At 62.9% G+C, this 26,029-nt stretch carries 22 protein-coding genes and 1 other RNA gene; 17 read left to right on the forward strand and 6 right to left on the reverse strand.

All coding sequences use genetic code 11. The features are described 5' to 3' along the window. Nucleotides 1-148: 148 nt before the first annotated feature. Nucleotides 149-3,583, forward strand: a complete 3,435-nt coding sequence (gene mscK, locus C6W88_RS11815) for a mechanosensitive channel MscK (RefSeq protein ID WP_045993307.1) — start codon at nucleotides 149-151, stop codon at nucleotides 3,581-3,583. A 57-nt stretch (nucleotides 3,584-3,640) separates the two neighbouring features. Here the strand turns inward: mscK and C6W88_RS11820 are convergent, their stop codons facing one another. Continuing rightward, nucleotides 3,641-4,399, reverse strand: coding sequence for a TlyA family RNA methyltransferase (locus C6W88_RS11820; RefSeq protein ID WP_108132606.1), 759 nt, complete (start codon nucleotides 4,397-4,399; stop codon nucleotides 3,641-3,643). 1,022 nt (nucleotides 4,400-5,421) lie between these two features. Here C6W88_RS11820 and C6W88_RS22085 point away from each other — a divergent pair. From C6W88_RS22085 to C6W88_RS11850, 5 genes are all read left to right on the forward strand, one after another. Next, nucleotides 5,422-5,826 (forward strand): GFA family protein, encoded by a 405-nt coding sequence (locus tag C6W88_RS22085; RefSeq protein ID WP_083970458.1) that lies wholly within the window; start codon nucleotides 5,422-5,424, stop codon nucleotides 5,824-5,826. An 88-nt stretch (nucleotides 5,827-5,914) separates the two neighbouring features. Then, nucleotides 5,915-6,307, forward strand: coding sequence for a GFA family protein (locus tag C6W88_RS11830; RefSeq protein ID WP_108132607.1), 393 nt, complete (start codon nucleotides 5,915-5,917; stop codon nucleotides 6,305-6,307). A gap of 165 nt (nucleotides 6,308-6,472) precedes the next feature. Then, complete coding sequence (locus tag C6W88_RS11835; protein WP_045993305.1) at nucleotides 6,473-6,883, forward strand: VOC family protein; 411 nt, start codon at nucleotides 6,473-6,475, stop codon at nucleotides 6,881-6,883. A 641-nt stretch (nucleotides 6,884-7,524) separates the two neighbouring features. Beyond that, nucleotides 7,525-7,908 carry a VOC family protein gene (locus tag C6W88_RS11845; protein ID WP_231498631.1) on the forward strand — a complete coding sequence of 128 codons (384 nt, stop codon included), beginning with the start codon at nucleotides 7,525-7,527 and terminating at the stop codon, nucleotides 7,906-7,908. An 83-nt stretch (nucleotides 7,909-7,991) separates the two neighbouring features. Further along, entirely contained in the window at nucleotides 7,992-8,555 is a 564-nt protein-coding gene (locus C6W88_RS11850) for a GNAT family N-acetyltransferase (protein ID WP_108132609.1), read from the forward strand. Nucleotides 8,556-8,809: 254 nt separating this feature from the next. Here C6W88_RS11850 and C6W88_RS11855 read toward each other — a convergent pair whose 3' ends face one another. Then, the gene (locus C6W88_RS11855; protein ID WP_108132610.1) at nucleotides 8,810-10,831 is read right to left on the reverse strand and encodes a hypothetical protein; all 2,022 of its coding nucleotides are present in this window, start codon (nucleotides 10,829-10,831) and stop codon (nucleotides 8,810-8,812) included. Between the two features lie 174 nt (nucleotides 10,832-11,005). Beyond that, nucleotides 11,006-12,229 carry an ATP-grasp domain-containing protein gene (locus tag C6W88_RS11860; protein ID WP_045993197.1) on the reverse strand — a complete coding sequence of 408 codons (1,224 nt, stop codon included), beginning with the start codon at nucleotides 12,227-12,229 and terminating at the stop codon, nucleotides 11,006-11,008. Nucleotides 12,230-12,553: 324 nt separating this feature from the next. On the opposite strand from C6W88_RS11860, the gene ffs reads away from it, so the two are divergent. Further along, an RNA gene (gene ffs, locus C6W88_RS11865) (signal recognition particle sRNA small type) lies at nucleotides 12,554-12,650 on the forward strand. Between the two features lie 305 nt (nucleotides 12,651-12,955). Here the strand turns inward: ffs and C6W88_RS11870 are convergent. Continuing rightward, on the reverse strand, nucleotides 12,956-13,918 hold the full coding sequence (locus C6W88_RS11870) for a hypothetical protein (RefSeq protein WP_108132611.1): 963 nt from the start codon (nucleotides 13,916-13,918) through the stop codon (nucleotides 12,956-12,958). 30 nt (nucleotides 13,919-13,948) lie between these two features. Continuing rightward, on the reverse strand, nucleotides 13,949-14,140 hold the full coding sequence (locus C6W88_RS21370; protein ID WP_146164655.1) for a hypothetical protein: 192 nt from the start codon (nucleotides 14,138-14,140) through the stop codon (nucleotides 13,949-13,951). On the opposite strand from C6W88_RS21370, the gene C6W88_RS11875 reads away from it, so the two are divergent. The 4 genes from C6W88_RS11875 to C6W88_RS11890 all read left to right on the forward strand — a co-directional run bounded on the left by C6W88_RS11875 (nucleotide 14,139) and on the right by C6W88_RS11890 (nucleotide 18,938). Then, nucleotides 14,139-15,164 carry an aldo/keto reductase gene (locus tag C6W88_RS11875; RefSeq protein ID WP_108132612.1) on the forward strand — a complete coding sequence of 342 codons (1,026 nt, stop codon included), beginning with the start codon at nucleotides 14,139-14,141 and terminating at the stop codon, nucleotides 15,162-15,164. The two genes, C6W88_RS21370 and C6W88_RS11875, sit on opposite strands and share 2 nt — an antisense overlap. Before the next feature lie 173 nt (nucleotides 15,165-15,337). Then, complete coding sequence (locus C6W88_RS11880; protein WP_108132613.1) at nucleotides 15,338-16,708, forward strand: NAD-dependent succinate-semialdehyde dehydrogenase; 1,371 nt, start codon at nucleotides 15,338-15,340, stop codon at nucleotides 16,706-16,708. Between the two features lie 249 nt (nucleotides 16,709-16,957). Further along, nucleotides 16,958-17,701: a tellurite resistance TerB family protein gene (locus C6W88_RS11885; RefSeq protein WP_108132614.1), complete on the forward strand. Its 744-nt coding sequence runs from the start codon at nucleotides 16,958-16,960 to the stop codon at nucleotides 17,699-17,701. Nucleotides 17,702-17,906: 205 nt separating this feature from the next. Further along, a complete protein-coding gene (locus tag C6W88_RS11890) occupies nucleotides 17,907-18,938 on the forward strand; it encodes a histone deacetylase family protein (RefSeq protein WP_108132615.1) in 1,032 nt (343 codons plus the stop codon). 18 nt (nucleotides 18,939-18,956) lie between these two features. On the opposite strand, the gene C6W88_RS11895 is transcribed toward C6W88_RS11890, so the two are convergent. Then, complete coding sequence (locus C6W88_RS11895; RefSeq protein WP_108132616.1) at nucleotides 18,957-20,234, reverse strand: hypothetical protein; 1,278 nt, start codon at nucleotides 20,232-20,234, stop codon at nucleotides 18,957-18,959. A gap of 281 nt (nucleotides 20,235-20,515) precedes the next feature. Between C6W88_RS11895 and dnaX the strand changes: the two genes are divergently transcribed. The 6 genes from dnaX to C6W88_RS11925 all read left to right on the forward strand — a co-directional run bounded on the left by dnaX (nucleotide 20,516) and on the right by C6W88_RS11925 (nucleotide 25,969). Beyond that, nucleotides 20,516-22,852 (forward strand): DNA polymerase III subunit gamma/tau, encoded by a 2,337-nt coding sequence (gene dnaX, locus C6W88_RS11900; protein WP_108132617.1) that lies wholly within the window; start codon nucleotides 20,516-20,518, stop codon nucleotides 22,850-22,852. A 39-nt stretch (nucleotides 22,853-22,891) separates the two neighbouring features. Then, nucleotides 22,892-23,218 (forward strand): YbaB/EbfC family nucleoid-associated protein, encoded by a 327-nt coding sequence (locus C6W88_RS11905; RefSeq protein ID WP_045993209.1) that lies wholly within the window; start codon nucleotides 22,892-22,894, stop codon nucleotides 23,216-23,218. A 92-nt stretch (nucleotides 23,219-23,310) separates the two neighbouring features. Continuing rightward, nucleotides 23,311-23,916: a recombination mediator RecR gene (recR, locus tag C6W88_RS11910; protein ID WP_108132618.1), complete on the forward strand. Its 606-nt coding sequence runs from the start codon at nucleotides 23,311-23,313 to the stop codon at nucleotides 23,914-23,916. 36 nt (nucleotides 23,917-23,952) lie between these two features. Continuing rightward, on the forward strand, nucleotides 23,953-25,086 hold the full coding sequence (rnd, locus tag C6W88_RS11915; RefSeq protein WP_108132619.1) for a ribonuclease D: 1,134 nt from the start codon (nucleotides 23,953-23,955) through the stop codon (nucleotides 25,084-25,086). 117 nt (nucleotides 25,087-25,203) lie between these two features. Beyond that, nucleotides 25,204-25,506, forward strand: a complete 303-nt coding sequence (locus C6W88_RS11920; protein ID WP_083970450.1) for a YcgL domain-containing protein — start codon at nucleotides 25,204-25,206, stop codon at nucleotides 25,504-25,506. A 4-nt stretch (nucleotides 25,507-25,510) separates the two neighbouring features. Next, nucleotides 25,511-25,969 (forward strand): YcgN family cysteine cluster protein, encoded by a 459-nt coding sequence (locus tag C6W88_RS11925; protein WP_045993212.1) that lies wholly within the window; start codon nucleotides 25,511-25,513, stop codon nucleotides 25,967-25,969. The last annotated feature ends 60 nt before the right edge of the window (nucleotides 25,970-26,029 follow it).

Below are 26,029 nucleotides of genomic sequence, written 5' to 3' on the forward strand. Positions count from 1 at the left end.
GTGAATCCATTCGACAGGTGGAGGCGTTGTTCTACCATGGCGGCGCAGCGAGTCAACTTCGTGGAAGAATCTTGCACTGGATTGCCATACTGACACACTGGGTTGAGAATCTCGCCTCCTCCACGCTGCGACAGGAAGTTCTCTTAAGATGCCCAGCTCGCCTTCTTCGTTGTTCCGAATACTCCCCCTCTTGCTGGTGTTGCTGCTGTCTCTGCTGTCGGTATCTGCGGTGGTGGCCCAGGAAGCGCCCGAGAAGAGGCTGCCGGACAAGCAAGAGCTGCAGTCGCGCCTTGACGAGCGCGTCGCCAATGCCAGCGATCCGCCAAGCGCCACGGCGCAGGAAGAGATCGATGCGCTGTCAGAGGCGATCGATGCGGTGGAGAAATTGGCCGAGGTCGAGCGTGACCTGGAGAGTCTAGAGCGGCGTATCGAGGAGGCACCCGAACGGCTGGCGGCGCTTGAGGAAGCGCTGCGCCAGAGTGAAGAAGGCGAGTCGCACAATCTGGCTGAGCTCGAGGGGCTGAAGATGCCGGCCGTCGAGCAGCGCCTGAGCGACGCCACCCGAGTGCTGCAGTCGACCCAGGATACCCTGACCAGTGTGCAGAGCCAGTTGCTGGGGGCCCAGACGCTGCCGGAGCGGGCGCAACAGGCCATCACCGAGGCCAATCGGGAGATGGATGAGGCGAGGGTCAAGCTCGAAGACCTCAATCGTCGTGACGTGCCGGAAGATGCCCCCTTGCGGGTGGCGGCGCGGGCGCGCCAGGCTCTGGCCGAGGCTCAGCTCGAGCTGCACCAGCGTCAGCTCAATACTAATACACGTATGCGTGAGGTGCTGCAGCAGCGCCTCGCGCTGTTGAAACTGGAGGCGGCAAGCGAGGAGGCCTGGGTCTCCGCGCTGCAGGGTCGGCTGGATCGACTGCGCCGCGAGCAGACCGAGCGGGCCATCGCCGAGGCGGTACGCGATGAGCCAGAGGCCATCTCACGGCATCCGGTGATTCAGGCGGCCCAGACCACCAACCGTCAGCTCTCCAAGGACTTGCTCAACGCCACCTCGCGAGCCAACGATCTGGTGCGTGACGGACTCGAAGTGCGTCGCCAGCTCGAACGGGTGCGTCGCCTGCAGCAGGGGCTGACCCAGAACATCGAGGCGGTGCGCGGCAGTGTACTGTTGTCGCGCATCCTGCGTGAGCAGCGCGGATCGCTGCCCGAAGTGCAGCCACGGCCGGGCCTGCGTGACGAGATCGCCGATGTACGCCTGGCGCAGTTCGAACTCGACAGCGAACGCGACGCCTTGCGCTCCCCGGAGGCACTGGCAAGGGAGGTGTTGGCGCAGGCCGAGGTGGACGAGCCCGAGCCCCTGGTGGAGCCGCTGGTGCAGCTGTTCAATTCTCGGCGTGAGCTGATCAGCCAGCTAGAGCCCACCTACGGTCAGATCCTCACGGCTGCCATCGATATGCAGCTCAACCAGCAGCAGTTGCTCGACATCAGTGCGCAGTTGCGCACCAGCATCGACGAACAGCTGTTCTGGGTGGCTAACGCCAGGCCCATCGATCTCGGCTGGCTGATGAAGATCCCCCAGAACCTGATGATGGAGTGGCGGGAAGGCGAGTGGCGCCAGATCCTGCCTCACAACTGGCGCTGGCCGGGGCCTGGTGCCTGGGTAGCGGTCCCGGTACTGCTGGTGGTGTTGCTGCTGCTGGCGCTCAGGCGCGCGATCATGCGTCGACTGGTCACCCTGCACGACCAGATCGGTCGACTTCGCTACGATTCTCAGCTGCATACGCCCAAGGCGGTGGCGCTGAACGCCCTGGTGGCCGCACCGGGACCGCTGTGTCTGGTGGCCTTCGGCCTGCTGTTGACCCTCGGTGGCTCCGAGGTGGCAGCGGATGTCGGCTACTCCGTACTGCAGCTTTCACTGGCCTGGGGCGTGGTCGCCTGGTCGCGTCGCCTGCTGGTCAGCGACGGCGTGGCGACACGTCATTTCCACTGGCCGGTCAAGTACGTGGGCAAGCTGCGCTGGTGGCTCTTGTGGCTTGGCGTCAGCATGGCGCCGGTGCTGCTGATCGCGCCGCTTGCCAGGGACGCTGCGGTGACCTTCAACCAGCGCCCGCTGGGGCTCGGACTGTTGCTGCTGGGGCTGATCGGCATGAGCGTGGCGCTCAGCAAGCTGATCATGGCCCACACCCCCTTCTTCGGGGTGAAGCTCTTTCGTCTGGTGCTGGGGCTGGCGCTGGCGATGGTGCCGGTGGTGCTGGGTGGTGCCGTGCTTTATGGCTACGTCTACTCGGCGTTGAGTCTGGTCAGCCGCTTCGTGATCTCGTTGTACCTGCTGGGCGTGTGGATCCTGGTCGAGGCAGCGGTGGTCCGCGGATTGGCGGTGGCTGCCCGGCGTCTGGCCTATCGTCGTGCGCTGGCTCGCCGGCGAGCCCTGGCCCAGGACGACAACGACCGTGGCCTCGATATCGTCGAAGAGCCGCCGCTGGATATGGAGCAGGTCAACCAGCAGTCGCTGAGGCTGTCCAAGCTGCTGCTGACCATCGGCTTCGCCGCCTTGCTGTATCTGGTCTGGACCGATTTCCTCGGGGTCATCGGCTACCTCGACAACGTCACCCTGGTGGAAGGCGCCACCGGAGAGGGTGGCGAGGCGCTTGAGGACAACCTGAGTGTCGGCGACGTGCTGGTGGCCTTGTTCATCGCCGGGGTGACCATGATGCTGGCGCGCAACCTGCCGGGTCTGCTCGAGGTGATGGTGCTGTCGCGCCTGGAGCTCAAGCAGGGCAGCGCCTACGCCATCAGTTCGCTGTTGTCCTACACCATCGTCGGCACCGGTACGGTGATGACCCTGGGCGCACTCGGGGTGTCATGGGCCAAGTTGCAGTGGCTGGTAGCGGCTCTTGGTGTGGGTCTCGGTTTCGGTCTTCAGGAGATCTTTGCCAACTTCATCTCGGGTCTGATCATCCTGTTCGAGCGGCCTGTACGCATCGGCGACACCATTACCCTGGGCAACCTTACCGGTACGGTGAGCCGGATTCGTATCCGCGCGACCACGGTCACCGACTTCGATCGCAAGGAGATCATCATCCCCAACAAGACCTTCGTCACCGACCAGCTGATCAACTGGTCACTGTCGGACAGTGTGACGCGGGTGACGTTGAAGTATGGGGTCAGCCACGACGCCGATCGCAGCCTGGTGCATCGCCTGCTAGAGCAGGCCGCCGAGGAGAACGAGCGGGTGCTGTCCGACCCGCCCCCCGAGATCTACTTCATGGCCTACACCGCCAGCACCATGGAGTACGAGTTGCGCATCTACGTGAATGCCCTGGGGGATCGACTGCTGGCCACCGACGAGCTCAATGGCCGCATCGGCGACATGTTCTCCGAGCATGGCATCCGTATCGCCTTCGACCAGCTCGATGTACACATTCGACGCTCGGGGCAGCGCGACGTGTGGAAGGGCGTGCATCGGGTCAAGGGCGACCCTCAGGAAGGCCACCCGCCCCCCGGGGCCAAGGGTGACCCGGGTGACGTCGGTATCGGGGATGGCGGCGGCAGCGATGGGGGCGGAGACGCCGGCGGGCGCTAAGGGCGGCCGACCACGGCCACCGGCGTGATGCTACGTGGTCTGCTGTAAGGCCCGTTGCTAGCGCCGACGGGCCTGTAGCAGAAACTCGCGATTGCCGTCGCCACCGAGGATCGGACTTTCCTGCCAGTGCAGGATCTCGAAGCCGACCGAGGCGCAGCAGTCGCGGATGCGCTGCTCGACCTCGGCGTAGCGGCGGGGGTCGCTGACCACGCCTCGCTGATCCACCGCACCAGGCCCCAGCTCAAACTGGGGCTTCACCAGCGACAGCAGCAGGGCGTCCTGTGCCAGCAGCGTCGCCAGCTCCGGCAGAATCAGCGTCTGCGAGATAAAGGACACGTCCATCACCGCCACCTCCGGCCGACCGATTTTCTCCATCAGCGTCGCCAGTTCGCGGCTTTCACTCAGGTGGCGGGCGTTGAGCCCCTCCAGGCAACTGACGCGGGCGTCGCCCCGCAGGCTATCGTCGAGCTGCCCGTGTCCCACCTCGATGCCGATGACGTGGCGCGCACCGGCGGCCAGGGCGCAGTCGGTAAAGCCACCGGTGGATTGGCCCACGTCCAGCACCAGGCGACCATCCAGTGACAGTTCCAACGCCGAGAGCACCGCCTCCAGCTTGAGTCCGGCGCGGGACACATAGCGCTCCTCCGGGTCTTCTGCGACCACCAGAGCGAGGTCGTCGGGGCACTTCTCCCCGGGGCGGGTCAATACCTTGCCGTCATCCCGGCGGGAGACACGGCCGTGGCGGATCAAACGCTGGGCGCGGGTGCGAGAGCGAACCAGGCCTTGGCTGACGAGGAGTTGGTCGAGACGTGGCATGGGGTGTTCCTGTGGCGCCTTGGTCGGGCCGTCTAGAGTTCAAGCAGAAAATGCCGGCGCATTATGCCACGGCGAGGCCCCCGTGGGGGCGCACACCAGTCTCAAGCGCTTTGAGCCGTCAACCACAGCCGTCCCCGCAGCTTTCCATCATATTCTGTCAGTTTCTACTCGCTAACCTGTTGTTCGCCTCTGGCTAGCTATCGTCGCCTTTCGACACCGCCTGGGCTCTCACACCGTAGGAAGACTATCCAGTTTTAGCGCCACCTCCCGGTCGAAATGGCCAGGATCGCAGGCTATGCTAAAAACCAACAAGCTTACTTAGGATTGCACAAGGCGTCAGGTTCTGTACGGAGTTGCGACAAGTGGCGGCGAGACAAGCAGTACGGCGAGGGAATGCTGATCGAACGACGGAATCAGGTGACAAGCCAAAGCCATAACCTTGGCTTCAAATACGTCATGTCACACAACGCGCAGCACCAGTCCCAGCTTACGAAACTTGTGATATCTCCCCGACAGAGAGCGATGACGTCGCCACCGTGATGTTCAGGGAGAGACTTGCACGGATGGCATGTCCCCCCGGTAGGGTGCTCGAACGGTTTGTGTCGCCGCTCCCCACCGCTATGTTCGCGCCACCTGATTTACAACGACTGATTGCCCTGTGGGGGAGGCCAGCAAGGGTCTCCTGATGGGGCCGCAGCGCTCGTACTAAAATGGATTTATACACAGTATATCTGGCTGCACGCCGAGGGCCGGCAGGGAATGCTGAAAGTGGGTGCTCACTTAATGCGCATAGTCTCAAGGTTTTAGTTGGAAAAACAAAAAGCATAGAGAAAAGCCTCGAAGCAATATGCGGCACGGTTATCGGAAAAAATGAGCATGCACGTTTTCAGATTTCGCGAATTGACGGAGAAGTGAAACCACCCGTGGGATTTCAAGTAGATAATCGGGGACTTTGCGGAACTAGTCGCGGAAAATTTGAGCACGCCTACGATTAAAAATGTTAGGCATCAGTGAGTAGCCTTATGTTAAAGGGTCATTGCTTCTGCGGCAATATAATCTACGAGGCTGGCCATTCACCCAGCTTCGAAACCAATTGCCTCTGTTCTATTTGTCGCCGTACCAGTGGAGCTCCACTCGTCACTTGGTTCACGGTGCCAATTGAAGACTTCCATTTTATTAGTGGCAGTCCCTCAATATTTAAGTCTTCCGCTCATGGTACTCGTACATTCTGCCCAGACTGCGGTACACCACTAACCTTCAGTTCTACTGAATCACCATCGTCTATTGATGTTACCACCTGCACCTTGGATGACCCTGAGAATTTACCACCAAAGGACTTAACTATGGCTAAATATAAGTTGTCCTGGTTTCAACTAGGCGATGATTTGCCTGTTTACCTAGAGGGGCATGAAGGTGAAGATACCTAACAAATCAATCAACTCGGACATGCTTACGCATGCCGGTTATCTCAGGCGTTAGGCCGCACGGATGCGTACTGCTCACTGGAGGCAATGAATGGCCACATACAACGGTGGTTGCCTATGTGGTGCCGTTCGAATTATGGCGTCAGGCCAGCCTTATCGCGTCGGCCTGTGCCATTGTCTTGACTGCCGCAAGCACCATGGTGCCCTCTTTCACGCTTCCGCCGTTTTTCCCAGAGACGCAGTCATGATCGATGGCGAGACCAGAAACTATGAGGAGCGTCATCTCTGCCCACAATGCGGCTCATCGGTCTATTCGTGCAGCGCAGATGAAATCGAGGTCAATCTAGGTTCGCTGGACTTTCCTGATCAACTAACCCCGACCTACGAACTCTGGACGAGCCGTCGAGAGTCTTGGTTGCAGGCGTTTCCATCTGTCCGGCGCTACACCCAAGATCGTGACCCCACGAGCCGTGTTGAAGAATAGGCCGCCGATGAATCGTCGCGCTTCTTTTCACAATCATCAAAGGTTGAGCCGGTGCGGCCTAACCAGTTGCTGCAGGGGACGTTTGACCCGACACCCGCTTGCTATCGCAAAGCGCAAATGCCCCTGAGTTCAGGTGTTAGGCTCCATGAGCCACGGAGGAATTGAGTGGAAATCAAGTGTATTGCAGGCTTTGCATCAATTACCAAAGACCCTGCGGCAAGTACGTCCTTGTATGAGGATGCGCTAGGTCTGCCGCTAGAAAAGATGGACGATTATCGTTTCATGGATAAATTCCCAGGAGCGAATCATTTCGGGGTATGGCCCCTCGCTATGGCGGCCCAATCTTGTTTTGGGCAGGAGGAATGGCCTGACCATGTTCTTGAGCCGACAGCTACAATTGAATTTGAGTTGGCGGACGCAGCTGCAGTGGAAGCGGCAGTGAAAGAATTGAAGGAAAGGGGGCAGGAGTTCGTTCATGAATCCCGGGCTGAACCCTGGGGGCAGACAGTTGCAAGGTTTATGAGCCCCGAGGGAGTGTTGGTAGGTCTGAGTTATGCGCCATGGCTTCATGAATAAGAGCCTAACCATAGCATCAACGCGGACTGGCTTTTCCGGTGACGCTGAAAAGCCAACCGGTTACGCTGGGCGTTATGCAGAAGGAGAGTGACAATGCAGTGTCCAAAGTGTGGATCTTTAAAGATTGACAAGCGGAATTATGGAAAGCGAGCGGGGGCTACCATCGGGGGGATGGGTGGAGCAGCCGGTGGGGCGGCAACCGCCGTTGCTGGCGCTGCTGCAGGAGGAAAGGCAGGTGCGGCAGTTGGCTTGATTGCTGGCCCTCTTGGTGCGGCAGCGGGAGCCTCGATTGGTACAGTGGCGGGAGCTATCGCTGGTGCCTTGGCAGGAGGTACAGTAGGTGCCACGGCTGGAGCGATGACGGGTAGGGCAGTAGACGAGAATATTCTTGATAATTTTAAGTGTTTGAGCTGCGAGCACGCATTTAATGAGGCTTAGTTGCGGTGTGACAAGTGGCTGAAGCCGCAAGAAGGTTGAGCACTTCCCATTCCTTCCATGTTGTGGTCGACATGTCGGTTATCTTTTCGATATGGAGTAAACTCGCCTAACCACCGCGTGAACGCGGGCAAGATTTGTCGCTGCGCTCCATATTTCGCCGGTACGCTAAACGTCAAGCAGTAGGGGGAATTGTGTACGCAAATGTGTCCCGTTACGGAATCATCCTGAACTCCGAAAACTATTCGGATTGCGTTGCTTTTTATCGCGACCTATTTGGTCTTCCTCCGCTGTTCGAAAAAAATGAGGATAGCTTTAAACTAGCCTGTTTCGAGTATGGAAGCGGTTACCTGATGGTTGAACAGGGGGGCAAGGCGAAGAAGGAAATCAAGTCGCCAAAAGAGTGCAGTTTCAAGTTGCGGTTCAACGTTGATGACCTGGAAGATGCGCTGAGGGAAATTAGGTCATGGGGCATCGAAGCTTCTATTACCGAGAGTGCATGGGGAAGAACCATCAATATCAGTGATCCTGATGGCAACCGAGTTGGAGTTCGGGATGAGTCCGGCTTTGTGCAACAGATCACTGCATAACGAATCGCATCAGTACGGGGTCGTTGGCTGCCACTGAAGTGGCGCCGCTTTGCTTAGCGTTATACGCAAAAGTGGAGAGGTGAATGTCGAAAGAGTTATTTTTTCCAGTTGTGGAAACTGAACGATTGGCACTTAGGCCTATAGCAATTGAGGACGCGGACAGCCTGCTGGGAATTTCCTCTGATCCTGAGGTTATGCGGTATTGGAATACTGCGCCTTGGGAAACCATTCAGGACGCCATTGACTTCATTAATGCGAGTAATGATGCGATGCGACGTCAAACATCGCTCGTACTTGGCGTATATCTGAAGTCTACGGGTGAGCTGGCTGGTAAATGTATGTTGTTCAGCTATGACAAGGAATCCAGGCGTGCCGAGATCGGATTTGGGTTGGGTCGCTCTGCTTGGGGAAGGGGTTACATTGGTGAGGCAGGAGAGGCATTAATTCAGTATGGTTTCAATTCACTGGGGCTTCGTCGAATTGAGGCAGAGATTGACCCGGACAACCAGTCCTCTGCAAAAGCGCTTGAGAGACTCGGGTTTTCCCGAGAAGGCTTGTTGAGGCAGCGTTGGGAAGTCAACGGCATTGTCTCTGACTCGGCGATGTATGGTCGACTGGCAAGCGACCCTTCAGCAATGGCTAGCTGAGAATTGCACGTGGTAAGCGCATGATGGCGACGTTAATGCGCTAGACGACCTTGAATCCAGACATTCATGCACCGGCAGTCCCGGCAAGCCGAGTCGGGTGGCGGCGAGGGTAGCAGGTCCTCTGACACCGTGTGGTCGGTGTCTGTTGTGTCTGGACGACGATTCAAAAAGGTTTACACAGGTAGAGGGAAGGGCACTGGCCCGGACTTGGCGGAAGGAAGCATTCTTCCCCTCAAGTCCGGGCCAGTGGCGTTTTAGACGCCCTCGTCGGCCTGTAGGCCACCTGCCGGGATGCGGTCGGCGCCCCAGCTTTCCTGAATCATGGCGACGACGCGGTCGAGTTCCTGCTGGTCGACCTGGGCCAGTTCGCCGTGCTCCAGCGGGTCGTAGTGGTAGATGTACAGACGCGAGGCGAACTGCTCGAAGGGCAGAGAGGCCTCGCCAAAGCGCTCGCCGTGGCTGGAGGTGCTGACCTTCACGCCCATGCCCCAGTCCTGGCCGCTATCGTTGTTGGGGTTGAAGAAGTAGATGCGCATCTGTCCCGACGGATCCAGCGAGGCCCGCAACACGGTGATGGCATGCCAGCCGATGAAGCGCCCGGCGCTGTCGGTGACGGCGATGCCGGCGGGCTGGGGGTGAATCAGCGGCTGGTTACCGTTGTAGTAGGGGTGGTAGCTCGCATAGAAATGGCGCAGGAAGGTGTCCAGGTCGGTGAGCTGGCCGGTGGCCACGTCGACATTGATACGAAACCCGCGTCCTGCCCACCAGCCATGGAATTCCGGGTTGACCCAGCGGTGGGGGTCTCCCTCACGACCCAGGCAGCGACGCCCCATCTCGGCGTAGATACGGTCCAGATGCGGCACCACCAGCAGCGACACTGGATCAAGGTCCAGCGGTAGGGTCTGTGCGACGCCGGAGAGGCTCTCCTGAGACGAGATCGGCTGGCCTTCGAAGTGCATCAGGATCTCATCGTCGCGGGCGGCCCAGGCTACCATCTGCAGCAGATAGTCCGGGTCGTTGTAGGCCCACATGGACAGCGCCCGCGCCGACTGGCAGGTCGGGTTGTTGCCCTGGCCGACCCCCAATGGAAGGCCCAGCATGCACAGCACACCTTCCATCAGGCGGGCCCGATAGGACACGCCATCACCGAAGGCGGCGTGGAGTCGCGCCTCGGACCAGTCGGATAGCTTGAGGCCAAGCTGCCGCCACAGTGCCGGCGCCACCGGTGGCTGGTAAAGGATGCCACGTTCCAGGGTCAGTGCCAGCCCATAGACGGCCTGGGCGGTCTCTGGATAGATGGCGGTGCGCACCATGGTGTGGACCAGATCGCAGTAGCACAGCAGGCAATCGCGGCCGGTGGACGAAAGCCCCAGCGCCTCGGACAGCAGGTTGTCACCAAAGTCGAGCAGGTGGCGCAGCAGTACCGTGTGATAGGGCGACACCAGGCCGGTGTCGTGCATCGCTCTGGCAAAACCGCTGGCTTCGTACTGCAGGCCTCTCGCGTCCATGCTGGCTAGCCGTTCGCGGTAGACCTCGATGCCGGGGTCCTCACGGCAGCCCTGGGTCGGGCCGAACAGCGAGCTGACCAGGCGGTCCGCGCCCTGGCCACTGGCGCCCAGGTCGATCTCGGGGTTGGCCTGACACAGGGCGATCTGGGTGATCATCTGCTTGACCGGATCGACCTGGATCGGGCGCTGCTGCAGGATCCGCCAGATCTCGCTGATCAGCTCGTCGATGACGTGTTCGTAGCCGATGCGCTCGGCCAGGTACTGAAACAGCTGGCGGGGAATCTCGGCCAGACGGCCCTGGGTCTCACGCTCTGCCTCCGACGGGGCGGAAAACAGCAGCGGCAGATTGATCGCCATGACCTGGGTGAGGTAGTGGTGGGCCCCCTCATCGGAAATGAGGTGGTGGCGATAGCGTCCCTTGGCGACTGCCAGCATGCGCAACTCGCTCAAGGCCTCGATAACCACCAGCGAACTATCGGCGCTCTTGAGCGACTGGGTGGTCAGGGAGGGGATCAGAATATGCGGACTGGCCCAGTCCGATCCCAGAAACAGGCCTGCCTGTTCGAGGGTTTCGGCGCGCTGCTCGATTTCCGCGCAGCCTCCTGGCTGCATCAGCACACGGCGGCAGGTATCGATGACCCGAGGCAGCTTGGCCGGTTTGGCGAACTCCCGGGACTCGCCAAGGCTGGCGATCGCGTCGTCCAGCTTGGTCAGCAGGCCCCGAAGCTTGTCGTTATCCGCGGGGGATGGAGTGTCTGGGTTGGTCACACCGGCTCCTTGTCGTCCTGAAGTTGGCTCCCGGAGGAGTTCCGGCAGCAGTCCCTACATCAGGGGGTCGAGTCGTGTCACGTCGAGCGGACGACGCCAGTATACGCATGCTCGGGCGGCGGCGTCGCCAATCCGGCGGCGCTGCCCCGACGGGGCAGCGCTTAACAGGCAGGCCTAGATGTAGTAGTCCTCGTCTTCCTGTGCCTTCAACAGGTCGCGCAAGGTATGGGCGTCGTCGCCCTTGAAGTAGACCAGGCCCCAGTGGGTACCGAAGGCGGTACGCTTGGTGACGGTCTCTTCCAGAGGTGCGGTCAGCTCGTGTGACTCGAAGTAGGGGTGGTCTTCCACCGACTCCGGGATTTCCAGACGGCTGACCACACGGCGGCGCGGATAGACCCCGAAACAGCCGGCGAAGCCGTTGGCGTCGACCACTTCGCGCGGGAAGAACTCGGCGACTTCCTCGGGCGTGGTCTTGGGGTCGAACACCAGCATGCTGGCCTGGTAGGCGTTGAAGCCATAGACCCGCTCGAGCAGCTCGAACACCTTGAAGCCGGGCGGACGATAGGCCACTTCGCCGAAGTACATCTCGCCATCGCTGGTGACGAAGTACTCGGGGTGGATCAGGCCGAAATCGATGTCGAAGGCCTTGATCAGCTTCTCGATCTGCACGCGGATCTGCTCGCGGTAGCGCTCAAGCTCCGGCGAGGCCGGCACGAACACCGAATAACCCAGGGTCACGTACTCGGAGATATTGAGAAAGGCGATCTTGCCATCATGGATCCAGGCCTCCACCGCGAACTCCCAGCCGTCCAGGTGGGATTCCATCAGCACCGGAAATTCCTCTTCCGGGATGGTGTCGACCTCGTCGGGTGTACGGATCACCCGGTGTCCAAGGCAGCCAGCCTTGTCGAAGGCCTTGAGGTGGATCGGGTCGTTGGGGTCACCGTCGAGCTTGAGCAGGGTCTGGTTGACCCGCTTGAGGAAGCGGATGACGTCCTGGTGGTCGTGGGCTTCCTCGAAGATGCCGACGCGAATACCGCCGAGCTGCGCACGCCGCTTCATCAGGGCCTTGTCACGCAGCAGCAGCGACTGGCCGTAGAGGCGCGGGTTGTCGAGTAGCACTGAGTTGATCGCTCCGGCCCACTCCACGGTTTCCTCGAACAGTGGAATGGACACGTCCACGCCCATGTCGCGCAGGGTCTCGGCGATTTCCAGCGAGCGGTCGTTGAGCCGTTCGAAGTTCCAGGAGACGTAGGGGATATCGTGCTGCTTGCAGTAGTCCTCGGCCCAGTCCGGGGCCACCACAACGTAGCGACGGTCGAAATTCTCGGCGGCCTCGATGGCGTTCAGGCTCCAGCCGAGTAGTGCGATGTAGCCTTTGTTGGGATCCTTGTTCATGCAGCGCCTCCTTGGAATGGGCGTTGGTGGGCGTAATAGTGCTGGTTGTTCGTGGTCGTCATCCTCAAAAAGTGACGCCTGGTGAGTATGAGCTCCCAGGCGTTAAGGTGCTTCCACCATACAGCTTCAGTGTAGAAGTCTCACATTTCGAGCGCTGCATGACTGTTGAGGCAAAGTCTACTGGGTTTGCCCTTGTGGCCCGGGCATGACCTTGGTATAGTGCCCGCGTCCTGAGCAAGAGGCTGATTTTTCAGGCCTTGCCCGGTGACGTTTTCAGGCAGTCGACATTTCCTTGTTGTCGAGCTCGCCTTGCTGTGGTGGCCCTGTCGGTCCTCCCGCAACGCTAGACCGCAAACCCCGCCAGGCCCGGAAGGGAGCAACGGTAGTGGTGGACGCGTGTGCCGGGATGTGGCTGTCGGGGCCGCCTCCATTTCAGGCCATGCCTTTGATTCTTAAGGACCTTCTGCCTCATTGATCCCGCTGTTACACAACAGTGGTGCAAAGAGGTGGGACAACCGTGTCTGCTATCTTGCGCTGAGTATTCCTTATTCCCGCATTTGTGGGTCGGTATTGAGGTGCCCCTTCGATGTGGCATTCGCCGGTCTGATGCGCCGCCCGCGCTGCGATACCAGGAACTTCCTGTTTACACAGCGGAGCGCCTTGCTCGGCGCCCCTACCTGTCTTTCTCGTCTCGGCTCTTCCTCGCCCAGGCGGATACTGCCATGCCTAGCGGATCTCGCGATCCAGGGCAAAGTAGTCATCGGACTTGAGTTTGGCGATCTCCGCCGAGAGAGTGGATTCTTCGTTGCGCGACAGCAGCACGCTGGCGACGGCGCTCAGCGAACACAGCACCTCCTTGCATTCGGTGCGGGTGCGCTGGATCGACTGGCGTGCCAGCAGCAGGCACATGGCCTGGGCGCGGGCAGGGCGCTTGATCAGGGTGCCGTAAAGGTTACCGATGACCACGCCACTCAGCTCCTGGTCCTGGATCTCCCGATTGTCGTACTCACGGTAGAAGGCTTCTTCCTGGCCGTCGGGGATGAAGTAGTGGATGAACTCCTTGTAGTCGGGGTCGTAGGCGATGCTGCTGACGGCGTTGACCAGCTTCTTTTTCAGGGCGGCGTGCTCGGGATCCTGCTCGTCGACCTTGGCGAGCCGGCTGGCAATCTTGACTGCGCCTTCCAGTTCACGCAGCAGGTGGGCGTAGCCTGAGTTGATCTCGTCATGGCAGCGGGCGATATCGTCGAAGTCGCTCTTGATGCTGGCGACCATGCCGTCGCCTTCGGGCAGGCTGCCGAGGACAGGGAACAGCAGGTACTTGTGGACGTGGCAGCTCTCGTAGTAGCGCGAGACCTCGTCCTTGAACGCCTGCAGGTATTCGCCGACCTCTTCCAGGTAGTCGTCGTTCTGCTCGATATGCCGCTGGACCGCATCCACACCATCCTGTTTCCACAGCCGGTTGAGGCGTCGTTCGATCTTGCCGGCGTTGGTGATCATGCTGTTGAAGTCTTTTGACAGCTGGATGGTGGTTTCCTGGACCTTGGTCACGGCGATGGCGCGGGCCTGGTCATTGATGCCGACCTCGCGAGCCATGCGCCGCTGACGGTGATTGTCCAGCGTCCAGGACACGAAGGCACCGAGGATCGCCAGGCTGGTGGCGATGTCCACGCCAATCGATAGGTTGTCCACTGCGTTGTCTATCCTTTTTAGGGGTTATCGTTATGTGCTGGGAATCGCTTCCGGGTTACCAGAAACGATGGCCGTCTCGCGGGCATACTGGTGTAGCCTTAAACAGGTATGCTGAATCGAGCTAATACGATAGTAGTGGTTGTCGATGACGCTTAGAAGCGGAAATCCCGTCGTTTCGATGTGGGTTGTCAGTTTTTTATCAACATGATCGGGAGATTGCATGTCAGACGTCCTTCGTCGGCTCGAGCGGTTGCGGGCGTCAGCCATCGGCCTTGGCTGCATGAACGTGTCCCACGCCTATGGCAGTCCGTTGCCGGAAGCCGAGGCGGTCAGGGTGTTGCAGCACGCTTTCGAGGTGGGCTACCGCCACTTCGATACCGCCACCCTCTACGGCAAGACGGCCAATGAGCGAGTCGTGGGGCAAGCGCTTGCCGGTCGCCGTGAAGAGGTCTTCCTGGCCAGCAAGTGTGGCATGGCCTTCGACCCGGAGATCGGTGCCAAGCGCATCGACGGGCGGCCTGAGACGCTGCGCCGCCAATGCGAGCAAAGCCTTTCGCGACTGAAGACCGATCATCTGGATCTCTACTACCTGCATCGACGGGATCGTCAGGTGCCGATCGAGGAGAGCGTGGGAGAACTTGGACGACTCGAGCAGGAAGGCAAGATCGGCGGGGTCGGGCTGTCCGAGGTGTCGGCGGCGACGCTCAGGCAGGCCCGGCAGGAGCATCCCATCGCGGCGGTGCAGTCGGAGTACTCGGTGTGGACGCGCAACCCCGAGATCGCGCTGCTCGACGCCTGCCGTGAGTCGAATACCGTGCTGGTGGCGTTCAGCCCGCTGGGGCGCGCCTTTCTGACCGGTACCCTGCGTGACCCCGCCAGGCTCGAGGAGGCCGACATGCGCCGAGGCATGCCGCGCTTTAGTGCCGACAACTACCCGCGCAATCTCGCCCTGCTGGCCGAGTTCGAGGCACTGGCGCACCAGCGCGAGTGCACCCCCGCCCAGTTGGCGCTGGCCTGGCTGAGAGGGCAGGGGGCGGACGTGATACCGATCCCCGGATCGCGTACCGCTGCCCACCAGGAAGAGAACCTGGCTGCCGAGGCGCTGACGCTGGATGCCGGCACGCTTGCGCTGATCAACGCCATGATGACGCCGGACCAGGTGGTCGGTGCGCGTTACAGCGAGGCCCAGCAGGCGGATATCGACACCGAGGAGTTTGCAACGGCGCGTGGCGACGGGGATCACTGAAGCGTCGACAGTCCTCGGGAGGAGAAATTTGTTCGGCAGCCACGCCGAACTCTGGTCGAATCCTCCTGTCCACCGTGGCGGGCCGGCGCTATGCTGTTTAGCCCCCTGAATCTGCCGAGAGCCTTCGCCATGCGAAGGCTGGTCGCACAGCCATGCCGCAAGGAGAGACAGCCATGAGCCACTACAAGGTTACCAACCCGGCGACCGGAGAGGTCGAAGCCACCTACCCCGACGCCAGCGACGGCGAGATTCTGAAGGCCGTGGAGTCGGCGCATCAGGCGTATCTGGCCTGGCGTGACGTTACCCCCGCCGAGCGTGCGGCGCTGCTGCACCGGGTCGCCGACCTGCACGAACAGCGTCGTGACCAGCTCGCCGATATCATCGTGCGCGAGATGGGCAAGCCGAAGTCCCAGGCCCTGGGCGAAATGTCGGTGGTGGTGGACATCTACCGCTACTACGCCGACAACGGCCCGGCCTGGCTGGAGCCGGAGCCCATCGTCACCGGCGGTGCCAAGGCCGAGGTGCGCAAGCAGGGACTCGGGGTGCTGCTGGGCATCATGCCCTGGAACTTCCCCTACTATCAGGTGGCGCGCTTTGCCGGGCCCAATGTGCTCAACGGCAACACCATCCTGCTCAAGCACGCCCCCCAGTGCCCGGAATCGGCCAAGGCCATCGAGGACATCTTCACCGAGGCGGGGGCGCCCAAGGGGCTTTACACCAACCTCTACGCCAGCAACGAGCAGGTGGGCGAGCTGATCGCCGACCCACGGGTGCAGGGCGTGTCGCTGACCGGTTCAGAGCGTGCTGGCGCGGCGGTGGCCGAGCAGGCCGGTCGCCAGCTCAAGAAGGTGGTGCTGGAGCTGGGGGGCTCCGATCCCTTCCTGGTGCTGCCCGACGCCGATCTGGAACAGGCCGTCAAGCAGGCGGTGCAGGGGCGTTTCGGTAACTGCGGTCAGGCCTGTAACGCGGCCAAGCGGATCATCGTCGACGACGCCGTCTACGATGACTTCCTGGCGGCCTTCCGCGAGGCGGTGGAGCAGATCAAGGTCGGCGATCCCATGGCGGACGATACCGTGATGGGACCGATGTCCTCGGAGCAGGCGCTTACCAACCTGGATGCTCAGGTCCAGGACGCGATCCGCCAGGGCGCGACCCTGGTCACCGGCGGCAAGCGCCTGGATCGCGCTGGCGCCTGGTACGCCCCGACCCTGCTGACCGGCGTGACCCGCGACATGCGCATCTTCCAGGAGGAGCTGTTCGGACCGGTGGCTGTGGTCTACCGCGCCGCCGATCTGGAGGACGCGATCGACCTGGCCAACGACACGCCCTATGGCCTGGGTGCAGTGATCCAGACCTCCAACCCCGAGGGAGCGCTCGAGCTGGCCAATCGTCTCGAGGTGGGCATGGTCCACATCAACGAGCCGCCCGGCAGCGAAGCCGAGCTGCCCTTCGGTGGCGTCAAGCGCTCCGGCTTCGGCCGTGAGCTTGGCAAGGATGGCATGGATGAGTTCGTCAACCGCCAGATGGTGAAGATGGCACGCTGATCCCGGGCCGACATTTGAGCCGACAGCGGGATGCGCCGCTGGACAAGGACCCGTCAAGTTCGCTTGGCGGGTTCTTGCGTTCAGGAGGACTCGATCCGCGAGGACAAAACAGGATGCCAAGGCTAGTGCCAGTGTCTATGGTGACGCCATGGGCCCTTGTCCGCGGTTGAATCGAGATGGCGGCTCGTATCCAGGGAACCTCGCCGTCGTCGAGCTTTCCAATGACCATCGACCAAGGAGGAGTGCGATATGAATGCCAAGTACCTGCTCGACCAACTGATGAAACAGGCCGGCGGTTCGTCTTCCGGCGGTTCGTCTTCCGGCAAGGGCGGCTTCGACGTGCAGGGGCTGATCAACAGCGTCTCGTCCCAGCTGTCCGGGGGATCGTCGTCGTCCAGCGGTGGCGGCGGCATGGACATGAAGAGCCTGCTCGGCGGCGGTGCGCTGGGCATGCTGATGGGGTCCAAGCGCGGCCGCAGCATGGGCGGCAAGGCGATCAAGTATGGCGCCATCGCCGGCGTCGGCATGCTGGCCTGGAAGGCCTGGCAGAAGTCCCGTGGCGGTGACGAGGCCACCCCCGCGTCTCAGGGGGCTCAATCCGGTGAAGGGGCTCCGCTGGAGGAGCTCGGCGGCGAGGCCCAGGAACGGCGTAGCCTGGAGGTATTGCAGGCGGTGATCATGGCGGCCCGGGCCGACGGCCACATCGACGCCCAGGAGCGCGCCCTGATCAGCGAGCAGATTCAGCAGCTCGGGGCCGATGATGAGCTGCATGCCTGGGTCGAGCGTCAGCTCCAGGCACCGCTGGACGCCCAAGCCCTGGCCAGTCAGGCCGACTCGCCCCAGGCGGCGCGGGAGATGTACCTGGCCAGCGCCGCGGTGATCGACGACCAGAATGCCATGGAACGTGCCTGGCTGGACGAGCTGGGCACCGCGCTGTCGCTGGACGAGAACGTGCGTCGCGAACTGGAACGCCAGCTCGAGGGGCAGGGCTGAGCCACCGTCACGCACGACCACTTGAGAAGCCCTCGGACAAGCTCTGACAAGAGGCCTGACAGAAAAGCCTTTTGATGATGAAGCCCGGCGCCGGTCGCCGGGCTTCCCTTGTTGACGGGCCCGGCGGCACAATACGTTCGGCCGATTTGCGCTGAAGGCGTTGTCGGTCAACCCGTCGCCGGTCAACAAAAGGAATAATGCAAGCATGCAGGTGTACCACAGTGAAGCGACCAAGCTGCGTCGTGCCAGGACCGAACTCCACGATGGCCAGCTGATGACCCCCTTCGAGTGCCCCGAGCGGGTCGACCTGGTGCTCGCACGGCTCCGTGACAGTGGTGTCGGACCAGTGGCCGCGCCGAGGGAGCACGGCTTGGCGCCGGTGCTTGCGGTGCATGATGCAGCCTACGTCGAGTTTCTCTCGACCTGCTGGGACGAATGGCAGGCCGCCGGTCACGGCGGCGAGGCCATCCCCACCATCTGGCCGACACGCACCATGCGCGAAGATCGTATTCCCGGCCATGTCGGCGGCAAGCTCGGCTACTATGCCCTCGGTGGCGATACCTCGATTTCCCCCGGCACCTTCGAGGCGGCGATGGCCAGCAAGGACGTGGCGCTGTCGGCCTACGAGCACACCGCTTCCAGCGGCCAGCCGAGCTTCGGCCTGTGCCGCCCGCCGGGTCATCACGCCGCCAGTGATCAGTTCGGTGGCTACTGCTTTTTCAACAATGCGGCCATCGTGGCCCAGCGTGCGCTCGACGATGGTCATGCTCGGGTGGCGATCCTCGACGTCGACTTCCACCACGGCAACGGCACCCAGCAGATCTTCTATGGCCGTGACGATGTCCTGACCCAGTCGATCCACGGCGACCCGGACCAGTGCTTTCCCTACTATCTCGGCCACGCCGACGAGAAGGGCGAGGGGCCGGGGCTTGGCTACAACGTCAACTATCCGCTGCCGCCGGGTACCGACTATGCCACCTGGCGCGAGCGCCTGGAGCTTGCCCTGGCCGAGATCAGCGACAAGCAGGCAAGCCTTCTGGTGGTGTCGCTGGGTGTCGATACCTTCGAAGGCGACCCCATCTCGAGCTTCCGCCTCAAGAGCGATGACTTCCTCGACATGGGGCGTCGGCTGGCAAGCCTGGGCCTGCCCAGCGTCATCCTGATGGAGGGCGGCTACGCGGTGGAAGAGATCGGCGTCAATGTGGCCAAGGTGCTTCAGGGCTTCCAGGGCGCCTAGGCTTCCAGGGGGCGGCGTTCAGTCTCGCGACTCGACGTCTGCCTGGGGCGGCGGATGGATCACTCGCTCCTGCCTGGGTGGCGGCAGGCGAAGCGATGCCCCGGGCCGCGAATACAGCCCCTTGAACAGCTTCAGCCCAAGCCATAGAAACAGCAGCGGAATCACCAGGGTGCGCATCACAAACAGCGCCATCAACTGGAGGATGGCGTTGGTGCCGGATTCGACTCGGCTCTGAATGGCGCTGATGCTGAGGCCGTCGGTAAGGGCTCCGATGCGCTCGGCCAGGCTGTCGAACAGGCCTTCGTCCGGGTCCTCGCCCGCCAGGCGGCGGCGCAGGGTGTCGCGTTCGCGGTCCACGGCGGCGAGCTCGGCGAGCTGGCTCTCGCGCTCGTCGGTGAGCTCGGCCAGGCGCTGTCGCCGTTGGCCAAGCTGCTGTTCGAGGCGCTCGATCTCGGGGTTGTCGTGGAAGGGGTTGAGGCGCTCGGTCAGACTCAGCCGGGCGGTCAACAGCGACAGCCGACCGCGACTCTGTTCCACCGCGTCCTCGGCCTTGCCGATCTGTCGATTGGTCTCGATCAGCGATTCGCGCAGTTGCTGGCGCCGCTGGTCGGTATCGGACATCTCGGCCTCAAGCCGCTCGCGCTGCTGTGGCGTCAGGGCATCGCCGGCCTCTGCCAGGCCGGTGGCCTGGACCTCTTCGGACAGGCCCTGGACCTCGGCCATGCTGGCGCTGGTGCGCTCATCGAGAAAGGCCTGGTCCACCAGGGTGCTGGCCACCAGTGTCATCAGCAGCAGAAACCGGCCGAGTCCGATCAGTGCGAAGGCCTTCCACGCCAGTGGCGTCAGCCGCCAATCTCGCCACAGGCACAGGATCAGCAAGGCACCGGCCAGGCTCAAGGCAATCTTGAACATCAGCGAGCCGGTGATTTCCAGCAGCAGGGTCTGGCCGATCAGTGAGCCGATGGCCAGCTTCATCACGCTGGCGTAGTCCTCCACCAGGTCGTTGAAGGGGTCCAGCGCCTCGAAGGGATGGGTCGACACGCCAACGCCCATCTCGGTGGACTGCAGCACCGAGATGCCCGCATTGAGCCCGCGGGCGGCAGCGAAGGCGAGCAGCGCCTGGGTAGTGGCGCCCTCGACCTGGCGCTGGGTCGCACGGTCGAGCACATCGAGCCAGGACAGCGCCATCACCGCGACGATGGCCAGCGTCAGCAGCACCTTCAGTCGCCGTGAGGGCGATAGCCGCCGCTTCGCGGTGGGGGGCGTCTCAGAGGAGGTGAGCACGGAGTCAGGCATGAAGGGTCCTGTGGCAATGGAAGGCGGGACGCGACCGTCGGTTGGCTGCGGGTACCTCTCACCAGTGGCGGATGCGAGTAATGCCAGGCGGGCGAACAGGCGTGAGGTGCCGCTTCAACGGCGTGAACCCCCTTGGCCTTTGCGCCCAAGGCCCCACCCGGTAGAATGCCACGACCATCGGGCGGGAAACACCGTCGCGTGACCGCCACGCCGCCTCGCTCCCGCCGCGTTGTCTCAGCGGGTCGCCTGGCCCAAAGCCCAGCCGCAGGAAAGAACGTTCAATGAGCTATCAGGTACTGGCCCGCAAATGGCGGCCTCGCACCTTCCATGAACTGGTGGGGCAGGAGCATGTCCAGCGGGCGTTGGTCAATGCCCTGGACCAGGGCCGCCTGCACCATGCCTACCTGTTCACCGGGACCCGAGGTGTCGGCAAGACGACCCTGGCGCGTATCCTGGCCAAGTGCCTCAATTGCACCGACAAGGGGGAAGGTGACGACGGCGTGACCTCGACCCCCTGTGGCCGTTGCGATAGCTGTCAGTCCATCGACCAGGGCCGCTTCGTCGACCTGATCGAGGTCGACGCCGCCTCTCGGACCAAGGTCGAGGACACCCGCGAGCTGCTCGACAATGTTCAGTACGCGCCGACCCAGGGTCGCTACAAGGTGTACCTCATCGATGAGGTGCACATGCTCTCCACCAGCAGTTTCAATGCGCTGCTGAAGACCCTGGAAGAGCCGCCGCCCCATGTGAAGTTCCTGCTGGCGACCACCGATCCGCAGAAGCTGCCGCCCACGGTGCTGTCGCGCTGCCTGCAGTTTACCCTCAAGCATATGCCGCCGGAGCGTATCGTCGGCCACCTGTCCAAGGTGCTGGAAGCCGAGCAGGTACCCTTCGAGGAGTCTGCACTGTGGCTGCTGGGCAAGGCCGCCGCCGGCTCCATGCGCGATGCCATGAGTCTGACCGACCAGTCGATCGCCTTCGGCCAGGGTGAGGTCCGCCACGCCGACGTCGCCGCCATGCTCGGTACCCTCGACCATCGCCACGTGCTGGCGCTGATCGAGGCGCTGGCCGAGGTGGACGCCGCGCGGCTGCTCCAGGAGGTGGCGAGCCTGGCCGAGCAGGGCCCGGACTTCGGCGCGGTGCTCGACGATCTGACGGCGGTGCTGCACCGCCTGGCGATCGGTCAGATGGTGCCGTCGGCGCTGGACAACGGTCACGGCGACCGTCAGGCGCTGCTGGAACTGGCCGGGCGCTTCGCCGCCGAGGACGTGCAGCTCTACTATCAGATCGGGGTACAGGGACGTGCCGACATGGCCCACGCCCCTGACCTGCGTACCGCCCTGGAAATGACCCTGCTGCGGATGCTGGCGTTTCGTCCCCAGGGCGTGCCCAGGCCCGCCCGGACGCCGCTGCCGATGCGCGGCGAGACAGCGCCGCAGGCGGGTTCACCGTCTGCCGCGCTGCCTGACTGTCGGAGCGAACCGCAGCCCGAAGTTAAGACACAAGTTCAGGCCCAAGCTCAGAACCAAGCTCAGCCTCACGGCCAGGCTCAGTCTCACGTTCAGCCCGCACCGCAGCCTGAACCACAGCCCGAGCCTGGGGCGCCATCCCCGTCCGAGACCCAGGCGCAGACGGCGGCGCCGGTCGAGGCCAGTGTCGATGCCGCGCCGGCGCCCGTCGATGGGCCAGCGCCCATGCCGGGTGAAGCGCCAGACAGTCGCGATGATAGCGGTGGCGAAGCCGACTATCGTGCGAACAACCACGCCAGTGACGTGCCGCCGCCCTGGGAGGGCGGTGCTCCCGAGGACCCTACGCCGGGCGCTGAGGCGCCCACCGCCGTCGCCAGCGAGCCGGCACCGACCGCCTCGAATGAGCCGGTTGGCCTGGCCGAGACGCCGTCCGCCGAGGCCCAGGCCGGGCAAGCGATGGCGTCTACTCAGGACCAACCGCTCCCGACCGAACCGCTCCCGACTGAACCGCACCTGGCCGAAACGCCTGCGGTCGCCGGGAGCGAAGCGAGTAGCGAAGAGCCCAGCCCCGAGCCAAGCCCAGAGCCAAGCCTTGAGCCCGATGCAAGGGTCGAGGAGAGGGCGGATGAGGCGATGGCGGCCGAGGCGATGGTCGACGAGGCCTCGCAGCACCAGCAGCACGCCGCAGAGCTCGCCGCAGAGCTCGCCGCTGGCGAGACTACCGCGACGCCGACAGGGGCGCTGACTCACAGCGCCTGGCTGGCCCACTTCGATGATCTTGGCGTGTCGGGCCTGACCCGTAACCTTGCCGCCCACTGCGTGGTGGCCGCCGACGACGGTGAACGGCTACATCTGCATCTGGACCCGTCGCAATCGGCGATGAACGCCGAGGTTCACCAGAACCGGATTCGCGATGCCCTCGAGGCCCTGGGGTATCCCCGTCGACTCGAGATCGAGGTGCGTCAGCTCGACACCAGCGTCGAGACTCCGCGGCAGATGGCCGAACGCCTGGCAGCGGAACGCCACGCCGAAGCGGTTGAGGCCTTGAAGCGTGATCCCCATATTCAACAATTGCAGCAGACATTCGGCGCCAGGCTGGTGGAGTCCACCGTGACCCCCGCCGGCGAGACCCGCAAGGCCAGACGCTGAGCGTCTGCGCCTGACAGTTTAAAACGAGAGGATCGGACCATGATGAAAGGTGGAATGGGTAACCTGATGAAGCAGGCCCAGGAAATGCAGGACAAGATGCAGCGGGTCCAGGAAGAAATCGCCAAGGCAGAGGTGCTGGGTGAAGCCGGCGCCGGCATGGTCAAGGTGACCATGAACGGCCGCCATGACGTCAGCAAGGTCGAGATCGACCCGTCGGTAATGGAAGAGGACAAGGAACTGCTCGAGGACTTGCTGGCCGCTGCGGTCAACGATGCCGTGCGCAAGGTCGAGACCAGCTCCAAGGCCAAGATGGAAGAGGTGACCTCGGGCCTCAACCTGCCGCCCGGCTTCAAGATGCCGTTCTGAGCCGACCCTGACGCGACCCAGGCCAGCGACTGGCCTGGGCGAGAGTGTATCCGCCGGACGCAGTGTTTGCCCGGCGCTGGACGAGTTTGCCCATGAGTTTTTCTCCCCTGGTCGAGCAATTGATGGACGCACTGCGCGTGCTGCCGGGCGTCGGGCCCAAGACCGCCCAGCGCATGGCCATGCACCTGCTGGAGCGCCAGCGTGAAGGTGGCCAGCGTCTGGCCGAGGTGATGCGTGAGGCGGTCGAAAGGGTAGGCTACTGCCAGCGCTGCCGGACCCTGACCGAAGAGCCGCTGTGCGGGCTTTGTCAGAGCGCGCGTCGGGACGACAGCCTGCTGTGTGTGGTCGAGTCGCCGGCGGATATGCTGGCCATCGAGGAGGCCGGCGGCTTTCAGGGGCGTTACTTCGTGCTGCACGGCCACCTGTCGCCGCTGGACGGTGTCGGGCCCGAGGACATCGGTCTCGATCAGCTCGAGACCCTGATGGAAGAAGGCCTGATCGAGGAGGTGGTGCTTGCGACCAATCCCACCGTGGAAGGCGAAGCCACCGCCCACTATATCGCCACCCAGATCCAGCGCCACGGTGCACGTCTGTCGCGTCTGGCCTATGGTGTTCCCATGGGGGGTGAGCTCGAGTACGTCGACGGCGGGACCTTGAGCCGCGCCTTTTCCGGTCGCCTGCCCTTCGACAGTGAATAAGTCGGGCGAACGTTGTTGCCTCAAATGGATGCTTGAATGCCTGTAATCCCTGATATTCGATGGATCGATAGCGCCGACGCTCTCGACGACGCCTGCCAGGCGCTGTCCCAGGCACCGGTACTGGCGCTGGACACGGAGTTCTTTCGCGAGAAGACCTTTCACCCGGTTCCCGCACTGATCCAGATCTACGGTGGCGACGCCACCTATCTGATCGATCCGCTGGAGGTCGCCTGCACCGAGCGTTGCCGGCAACTGCTGACCAATGACGCCTTGAAGCTGCTGCACGCCAGCAGCGAGGACCTCGAGGTATTCGGCCACTGGGCCGGGGTCGCGCCGACGCCGCTGGTCGACACCCAGGTGGCCCAGGGGCTCCTGGGCGAAGACGCCGCCATGGGCTACCAGCGGCTGGTGGAGTTCTGGGTGGGCGAGACGCTGCCCAAGGAAGAGACCCGTTCGAACTGGCTGGAGCGCCCCCTGAGTGATTCCCAGCTGAGCTACGCGGCGCTGGACGTGGTCTACCTGCTGATGGTGTGGCAGCACCAGCGTGAGTCGCTGGAGCGCCACGGTCGACTCGAGTGGGTGCTGGAGGACTGCACCGACCTGGTGGCCCAGTCGCAGCGCTCCAGCGAAAGCGACGGCCAGTGGTACCTGCGCCAGCGTCAGCTATGGCGGCTGGCCCCGCGTCAGGTCGAGGCCTACCGCCTGATGACCACCTGGCGCGAGGGCGAGGCCCGGGCCAGGGACCTGCCGCGCAACTGGGTGATTCAGGATCGTGTGCTCTACGCCATCGCCGAGAAGATGCCGGCCAACCGTCATGACCTGGCGGCGGTGGAGGGCGTCAAGCCGACCCTGATCAAGCGAGAGGGCGACACCCTCTTGGCGATGGTCAAGCAGGCCGCTCACCGAGAGGCCTCGGAGCTCGCACCTGCGCCACTGGCACCGACCTTGCCGCCGTTCAAGGCGCGCATGAAGGCGCTCAAGAAGGTGGTCAATCTCGACGCTGAGTCGCTGGGCGTCGCCCCCGAGGTGCTGCTGCGCCGGCGTGAGCTGGAAGCCCTGGTCACCGCCAGCCTGCGCAACCAGCCGCTGCCATTGCCCAGTGGCTGGCGTGGCGAGCGGCTCAATGAGCGTCTCGAGGGCGCTCTGGGGGAGTTGGCCCAAGTCGGCTAGAAAGAAGGGTTCGACAAGACCCGCGATACATAAACAGCAACGACGAGGCGTCCGATAAATCGAAAGGACGCTCACCAGACCGACAGGGCTGCCCAGGTGGCGCCCGATGAGACCGACATGACGACGATGCAGGGCAAGATGCTGTGCGAGATCTTCAAGAGCTCGCGCAAGGACGAGATGTATCTCTACGTGGACAAGCGCGAGGGGCTCAAGCGCGTCCCCGAAGCGCTGATGGAACGTTTCGGCACGCCGGTATCGGTGATGACCATGATCCTCACCGCCGACAAGGCGCTGGCGCGCGCCAGCGGCGCCGAGGTGATGGCGGCGATCGAGGAGAAGGGGTTCTATTTTCAGATGCCGCCGGCCAAGGACGAGTATCTGCTGGACCTGTATCGCACCCCCACCGAAGCCCGCTACTGACGTCATGGCCGAGCTGAGAGAACGTTTCTGGGAGCGTTACGCGCTCGATGAGCTGACCCAGCAGGAATGGGAGGCGCTGTGCGATGGCTGCGGCCAGTGCTGCCTGCGCAAGCTCGAGGACGAGGACACCGGCGATCTGGCGGTGCTGGGCCTGTCCTGCCGGCTGCTCGATACCCACAGCTGCCGCTGCAGCGACTATGACAATCGCCTCGCCAAGGTGCCGGACTGCACCCAACTGACGCCCGAGCTCGCCCACCAGTTCAAGTGGTTGCCGCACTCCTGCGCCTACCGACGGCTGGCCGAGGGACGAAAGCTCGCCGGCTGGCACCATCTGATCTGCGGTGATCCCGAGCGGGTCCACCGCAAGGGTATCAGCGTGCGCAGCTTCGCCATCCCCGAGACCGAGGTGGACGAGGCCGACCTCGAGGACCACATCATCGCAGTGATCCCGGTCGAGGGCTGAACGCCTCTTGTGGCAACGCCACCTGCAATCTCTGATAGCGACCTCCTTCGGGAGGTCGCT

It is taken from the genome of Halomonas litopenaei, from assembly GCF_003045775.1.
GTDB classification, from domain to species: domain Bacteria; phylum Pseudomonadota; class Gammaproteobacteria; order Pseudomonadales; family Halomonadaceae; genus Halomonas; species Halomonas litopenaei.